The organism is Flavobacterium quisquiliarum (genome assembly GCF_019308285.1).
Taxonomy (GTDB): domain Bacteria; phylum Bacteroidota; class Bacteroidia; order Flavobacteriales; family Flavobacteriaceae; genus Flavobacterium; species Flavobacterium quisquiliarum.
The window spans coordinates 61,847-69,288 of record NZ_WWEM01000004.1 but is presented as its reverse complement, the minus strand read 5'-3'; the positions used below and the strand labels follow the sequence as shown (position 1 = coordinate 69,288).

Sequence of the window (7,442 nt, the reverse complement as noted above, 5' to 3'; positions counted from 1 at the left end):
GCTTCAGCATAATCGTCTTCCGTTGTAATTCCGTTATTTGGAGTCGAATCTGGATCAGGCTGACTGCTGGCTGTTATTTCTGCACTATTAGTATAATTTCCTGTTGCATTGACTAAAGCTGTGATTTGTAAAGTGTGTGTCGTTGCAATTGGCATGCTTCCAACTATCCAAAGTCCAGTTACAGCATCATAACTTCCGGCTGTTGCAGTGTAAGAAATATAAGTGTAACCAGAAGGCAGTAAATCAGTAACGGTAACATTATCTGTAGCCTGAGGTCCTGCATTGTTTACCTGAAGGTTGAAAATTACTTGTGAACCAGCAAGCGGAGTAGCATTATTTACTGATTTAGTTAAAGATAAATCGGCAGAGGTTGCAATTGGTGTTGTTGTCGCTTCAGCATAATCGTCTTCCGTTGTAATTCCGTTATTTGGACTTGAATCGGGATCGGGCTGACTGCTGGCTGTTATTTCTGCGCTATTCGTATAATTTCCTGTTGCATTGACTAAAGCTGTGATTTGTAAAGTATAAGAATCCGATATCGGCATATTTCCAACATCCCAAAGTCCATTTGCAGGATCATAAGTTCCTGTTGTAGCACTATAGGAAACATAAGTATATCCGGAAGGCAGTAAATCGGTAACCGTAACTCCATTTGCTTCTTGTGGTCCGGAATTCGTTACCTGAATACTAAATGTTACTGAAGAACCCACAAGTGGAATAGGATTACTTACGGTTTTAGTCAACGATAAATCAGCCGATGTTGGAACCGGAACTGTCGTAGCTTCTGCATAATCGTCTTCTGTTGTGATTCCATTGTTTGGAGTAGAATCAGGATCAGGAAGATTAGCTGCTGTTATTTCGGCAGTATTAGTATAATTCCCCGTTGAATTTACTCTTGCTACAAGTTGAAGCGTTTCTGAATCTCCATTCACTAAATTGCCTACAGTCCATAAACCAGTTGCCGAATTATAAGTTCCAGTTGAGGCAGTAAATCCAGCAAATGTATACCCTGATGGTAGTACATCTGTAACTTGAACTCCAAAGTTATCTTGTGGTCCATTATTGGTTACTACAATTTCAAAAGTAACAAGTGAACCAACTAAAGGAGTAGCATTATTGACTGTTTTGGTTAATGATAAATCAGAAGACTGTGAAATAGGAGTAGTGGAAGCAGTTCCATAATCATCTTCTGTCGAAATTCCGTTATTTGGAGTAGAATCAGGATCAGGAGTATCACTATTGGTAACTTCAGCAATGTTCAAGTAGTCTCCTGTTGGATTGACGATTGCATTAATCTGTAAGGTTTCAGATTCACTACTCTCTAATATATCCAATGTCCATAAACCTGTAGTGCTGTCATAAGTACCACTTGTTGCATTAAAACTGCTGAATGTATAACCAGAAGGCAGTAAATCGGTCACCTGCACAAGAGCAGCATCTTGCGGACCGCTGTTTGTTGTGATGATGGTAAAAGTTACTGTTGAACCAACTAAAGGTGTTGGATTACTTACAGTTTTAGTCAAAGATAAATCTGCCGAAGGCTGAACTGGTGTTACAGCTGCATTATCTTCATCATCTTCGCTTTGGTCTCCATCATCATTATTTGGTGTGCTATCAGGATCAGGAAGATTACTAGCTGTAACTTGAGCTATATTGAAATAATTTCCTGTAGGCAGTACTCTTGCATCTAAAATCAGTGATTCTGAAACTCCGACATCAACGGTGCCCACATTCCAAATTCCTGTAACACTATCATATAAGCCAGCAGATGAACTGTAATTTACATATTGAAAACCTGAAGGCAGTAAATCGGTTACTTGAACTCCTGTTGCATTGTTTGGACCATCATTTGAAATAACAAGTTCAAAGGAAACCTGACTTCCAACGACAGGACTTGTATTGCCTGCAACCACATTTTTAACTAAAGATAAATCAGCAGATGGGCCAATAAAAATAATTTCGGCATCATCTTGATCATCTTCAGAAGCGATATTATTATTTGGTGTTGAATCTGGATCAGGCAGATCACTTGCGGTTATCTGTGCAATGTTCAGATAATTTCCTAGTGGATTGACGAAGGCACTGAAAGTTAGATTTACATTAGAATTGGCTGGCAGATATAAATCTTTCCATTCTAAAGCCGCAGTTGCAACTTGATAAGTACCTCCAGTTGAAACGGATCCTGGAATAAGGGTATATCCAACTGGAATTAAATCCTGTACATCAACCCCAGTTGCATTTCCAGGCCCTCTGTTCAGAATATTTATCGTAAAATCGACTTGTTGTCCCGCTGCTACGGAAGTTGGAGTTACAGATTTGGTAAGCTCTAAATCGGCAGGTTTTAATGATACAGTGGCACTAGCCATGTCATCTTCAGGCAGTCCATTTCCAGGTGTACTGTCTGGATCTAGTTGGTGTGCAGTTTGTATTTCTGCGACATTAATATAATTGTTTCCTGTTGAAACGACGTTTACTTTAGCCGTAATCTGTAAAGAAAGCGAGTTTCCGTTGTTCAGATTGCCGACATTCCAAATTCCAGTAGTATTATTATATTTTCCAGCACCGTTATCACTTACATACGTATATCCAGGAGGAAGTTGATCTGATACTGTAATTCCAGTAGCATTATTAGGCCCGCTATTGGTAACTCTAATGGTAAAAATAACATTGTCATTTATACTTACTGTTGCTGGTGAGACCGTTTTTTGTAAAGACAAATCGGCAACATCCAAAATAATTGACGCATCGTCTTGATCGTCCTCGGTAGCAATATTGTTATTTGGTGTACTATCAGGATCAAATTGGTCGGAAGCGATTATTTCGGCATTATTTACATAAGATCCTGTAGCTTTTATAACCGCTTGAAAAGTGAGATTAACTCTCCCCCCAACAGGAACTGTAAGGTTGTTCCATGTTATAGTATTGTCTCCTAAATTATAAATTCCTGCAAGATTTACAGAACCTGGCACTATAGTATAACCAGAAGGAATATAATCTCGTACAGAAACTCCCGTAGCTGTAACGGTTCCGCCTAATGAATTATTATTAAAAATCTGAAGATTGAAAGTAACCGTATCTCCTGCGCTTCCCGTAACTGGAGTCACTGATTTGGTTAATTCAAGATCAGCAACTGATAGAATAGTTAAAGTCATTGTATCCGATGAAACTGCACAATTTCCATTGCTTACTGTCCACTCTAATACATATATTCCAGCAATTGTACCTGTCACGGCTGTAGTAGGAGAGGTGGCATCTGTAAAACCTACAATACTCGGTCCAGAAACCTGAGTCCAAGCTCCTGTACCAACTGTTGGTATTGTTGCATTCATGTTGACAGGAGAGAACTGTGGAATAATCTGATTTGGACCTGCATTGGCAGTTGATGGTAAATCGTAAATAGTTACGATAACTCTATCTTCAGAATTACATCCTGTTGTTGCAATTGTCCAGCTAAACTCATAAGTTCCAGCGACTAATTGTAACATTAATGAATTAGGGTTGGTTGGTGACGCTATAGTAGCGGTATTAGGCCCAGAAATTTGAGTCCATGTTCCTGTGCCAATAACAGGGGTATTGGCTGCCATAGCTACTGAAGCCACATCACATAACTCCTGGTCTAGTCCTGCATTTGCAACAGTTGGAGGATCGTCGTTAAAGGTTATATCGACAGTATCTGAAGAAGGCTGACACAATGATGGACTGGTAAAAGGTCCATTTGTCACTGTCCATGTTAAAGTATAAGTTCCTAAAACGGTAACATTGGAAAGAGTGGTAGTAGGGCTATTTGGACTGTCTATAACTGCTGCAGCTCCTGCAGGTTGATTAGTGATGGTCCATGTTCCAATACCAACTGTAGGAGGTACAGCGTTCGTCTGATAAGTGGTTTGGCAGGCTACGGCATCATCTGGTCCTGCATTTGCAGTACTTGGAGCCTCATTCATTACAATTCGAACTACATCTGATAGTGTTCTACAAGACTGATTTTCGAAAACCCATTCTAAAACATAAAGCCCGGGAACCGTCAAATTTGTAACAGTAGTCAAAGGAGCCGATGGAGTAGTGATAACCGCAACGCTTCCAGTAGGTTGAAATGCAAAACGCCATTCAGCTGTAGAAACATCTGGAGGGGGCATATTTCCTTGTAACGTAGCGATACCTCCAACATCAGAAATACATAATGTTTGATCTGGTCCTGCATCAGGATCAATACTTGCCCCGCTGAAAATCGTAATATTTACATTATCAGCTGAACCTGGACAACTACTGCCATTAGGAAAAGTTGTAGAAGACGTGGTATAAGTAAAAACATAATCATTCCCTGGAACTACGGTTGCATTGGCAATATAACTGTTAGGAGGCGATTGTGTTATAATAACAGAAGCGGGATTTCCTGTAGTACTGGTAAGTGTCCATGTTCCGGTTGAGTTTTCATTTCCTTTAAGCTGAATACTGGTTACATCACAATAGGTTTGGTCTGCTCCTGCATTAGCAGTAGGACTAACCACGACAATCATGTCGTCAAAAGTACCTTGACATAAGAAAATACTTTTAGCGGTTATAGTCCATCTAAAAGTATAAGTACCAGCTACAAGTCCGTTGATTACAGTATTTGGATTGGTAGGATCAACAATAGTTGGCTGATTAGGCGCTCCAGTTAAAACAGACCATTGACCTGTTTCAAAAAAACTGTCATAAATACTTCCTGCCATAGTTACACTAGTGTTATTACAGATATTTTGATCTGGACCAGCAACGGCTTGGTGAGGCGGAATTCCAATTGTTAAATTAATATCGTCAAAAGCTTCACCGCAGACTTCGGCATCAACAGTCCATCTAAAAATATAGTAACCACTATAAGTAAATGTGAATACAGCATTCGGATTGTGTATGTCACTAATGGTGTAACCACCTACACCAGAAATTCTTGTCCAGGTTCCTATGGCACCACTGCTTGTTGTTGCGGCCATTGTGATAGTATTGCCACAGATTTCTTGATCTGGTCCAGCATTTGCAGCAGGAGGAGTGTTTGCAATAGTAACCGAAACCTGACTTGTATTTGGTGCGCAAAGCCTTGTTATTGTTTCTATAGACCAAGTGAAAACATAAGTTCCATTCCCTGGAACTGTGACTAAAGTATTTGGATCGCTCGTATCAGCAAAAACAACTCCGGTAGATGGAGTAACAGACCAAAGCCCTACTTCAAGTATGCCTGGAGTATTACCACTAAGATTGAAAGAGCTTGTTCCCGCTGGATAACAAGCATCTGGTCCGGCATCGGAGTTTGATGCGGCAGTTGAATTATTAGTAATAATGGTTACCGTATCAGAAACAGGAGCACTGCAAGAAGGTCCGGGATGAAGATAAGAAACTGTCCATTGTAATTCGTATTGAGCGGTATTGGATGTAAAACCTGTCGCTGTAGCATTTGGATCATTAACATTGGAAAAAGATATTGTGCTTGGACCAGAGATTTGGCTCCAAGTCCCAATTTCGCCGCTTTGCACAGGTACTGCATCAAGTATTACTTGAGTATTAGCACAAACAACCTGGTTGGGCCCAGCATCAGGTGCTGCCAATGAACTTCCGGAAACATGAATTGTTACGGTGGAAACTGAAAAACCACAGGTTGCACCGCCACCTTTTGTTATATATTGAAAAACATAAGTTCCTGGGATAAGTCCTGTTACTTGTGTGTCTACAGCAAAATTATCTGTAATTACAGCGGTGTTTGGACCACTAAGCTGACTCCAAAAGTGCATGCCGTCGCCAGTTATAACACCTGAGAGCAATGTGCTTGTATCACCACAAGGCAGACTTATGTCGGATCCTGCATTTGAAGGAGTTGGATCACCGGAAACTAGAATATTTAGGGTATCAAATCCTTTATTACATCCAACAGGCGTGCCATTCTGACTTCGTATAAATTCAACTGTGTAATCTCCAGGCGTTGTAAGGGTTAAAGTTAATGAATTCCCTGCATCTTGTAAAGCAGTTGGAAAAGGCGCTAATGGAGAAGTAGATGGGCCATTAACAATCCGATATTGATTTACTCCCGTTCCCGTCACGGTAAGCGGAATTGTAAATACTGTGGCATCACAGCTTCCAACTATATCATTACCGTTATTGGCTACAATGGTTCTTGTTGGCCCGCTATACTGAACATTATAATCTTTAGTAAAAATACAGCCCGTATTACTATTGGTTAATGTATATCTAAAGGTGTAAGGGTCACCAGAATCTGAAATATTAGTAACTAAAGTAGTTGGGTTTGTTGGAGAAACAATCACAGCACCTGGATCTCCAGCTATTTGTGTCCATTGTACAGTTTCTCCTGCGTAAAGTGGTGTTTGAGCTACAAGAGTAACCTGTGTAATGGTATTATCACAAAGGAATATATCTTCATTACCACCTGGCAGTGTTGTTACATCTTGTGTTGCAGCCGGAACAATAATTGTTACTAGATCATTTCCAGAAGCACATGGACCAGTAACAGTCCATCTAAAAGTATAAGTTCCCTGAACCAGATTAGAAACAGACGTATTATTAGAACCCGGACTTCCAATAGTCGGTGTATTAGGCCCGCTTACAAATGTCCATTGACCGCTTTGTCCGTTGAGACCACAGCCTCCATAAGTTCCAGTAAGATTGGTAGATTGTGTAGTAGTATAACAATTACTTAAGGTTTGATCAGAACCTGCTGAAACTGGAGTAACACCACCATAATTAGTGACAGTAATCTGAGAAGTAGTTCTACAGCGTTGCCCTGGAGCATATTCTGGTCCTTCAATAACCCATTGAAGTGTAGTAACTCCACAACTAGTTGAAGGAAGGTTTATGGTTGAGGTTGGTAAATTGGGAAAATTAATTATAACTCCCGCATTATTAGCGCCCACTATTTCCCAATGGCCTGTTTCTCCTGTATTTTGAGGCGCATTTGCAGTAATAGACAAATTTCCGGAACTATTAGGGCAACTTGTAATGTTGCCTCCTGCATTAGCAATTGTAATGGGTTGTACATTTACAACTTTATCTTGATAAGCCAAAACTCCATCGCCACAGGTTGCGCTATATCTAAATATATAAGTATTTCCTCCTGTATAACCTGTTATAATAGTGCTAGGATTGTTTGGTGTATCAATAACTACTGCTGGGCCAGATATCTGAGTCCAAGAAACAGTTCCGACAATAGGAGAAGGAGTATTTCCGGTTAAAACCAAAGCATCGGTTTCGCAAATGGTGACATTAAGTACTCCAGCATTTACGGTACAATTTTGAGCATTTATTTTGCTATTTAAAAATAATAAAATAAATGCTAAAAAAAGTTTCTTGGAAAAATTACGAAAAGTCGAGGAAACGTAAAATTGAGCCATAAGCAATCAGAATAAAAAAGGCAGACTGATGAATTCGAAAACCACCTTATATTAATAAATTGGGTTATGTAT

Annotated in this window: 1 protein-coding gene; it reads right to left on the bottom strand. The window is 39.9% G+C overall.

Features of this window, described 5'->3' with window-relative positions; genetic code table 11:
- On the bottom strand, positions 1-7,370 hold a 7,370-nt coding region (locus GSY47_RS00700; RefSeq protein ID WP_219071030.1), incomplete at its 3' end, for a DUF11 domain-containing protein.
- Positions 7,371-7,442: the final 72 nt, after the last annotated feature.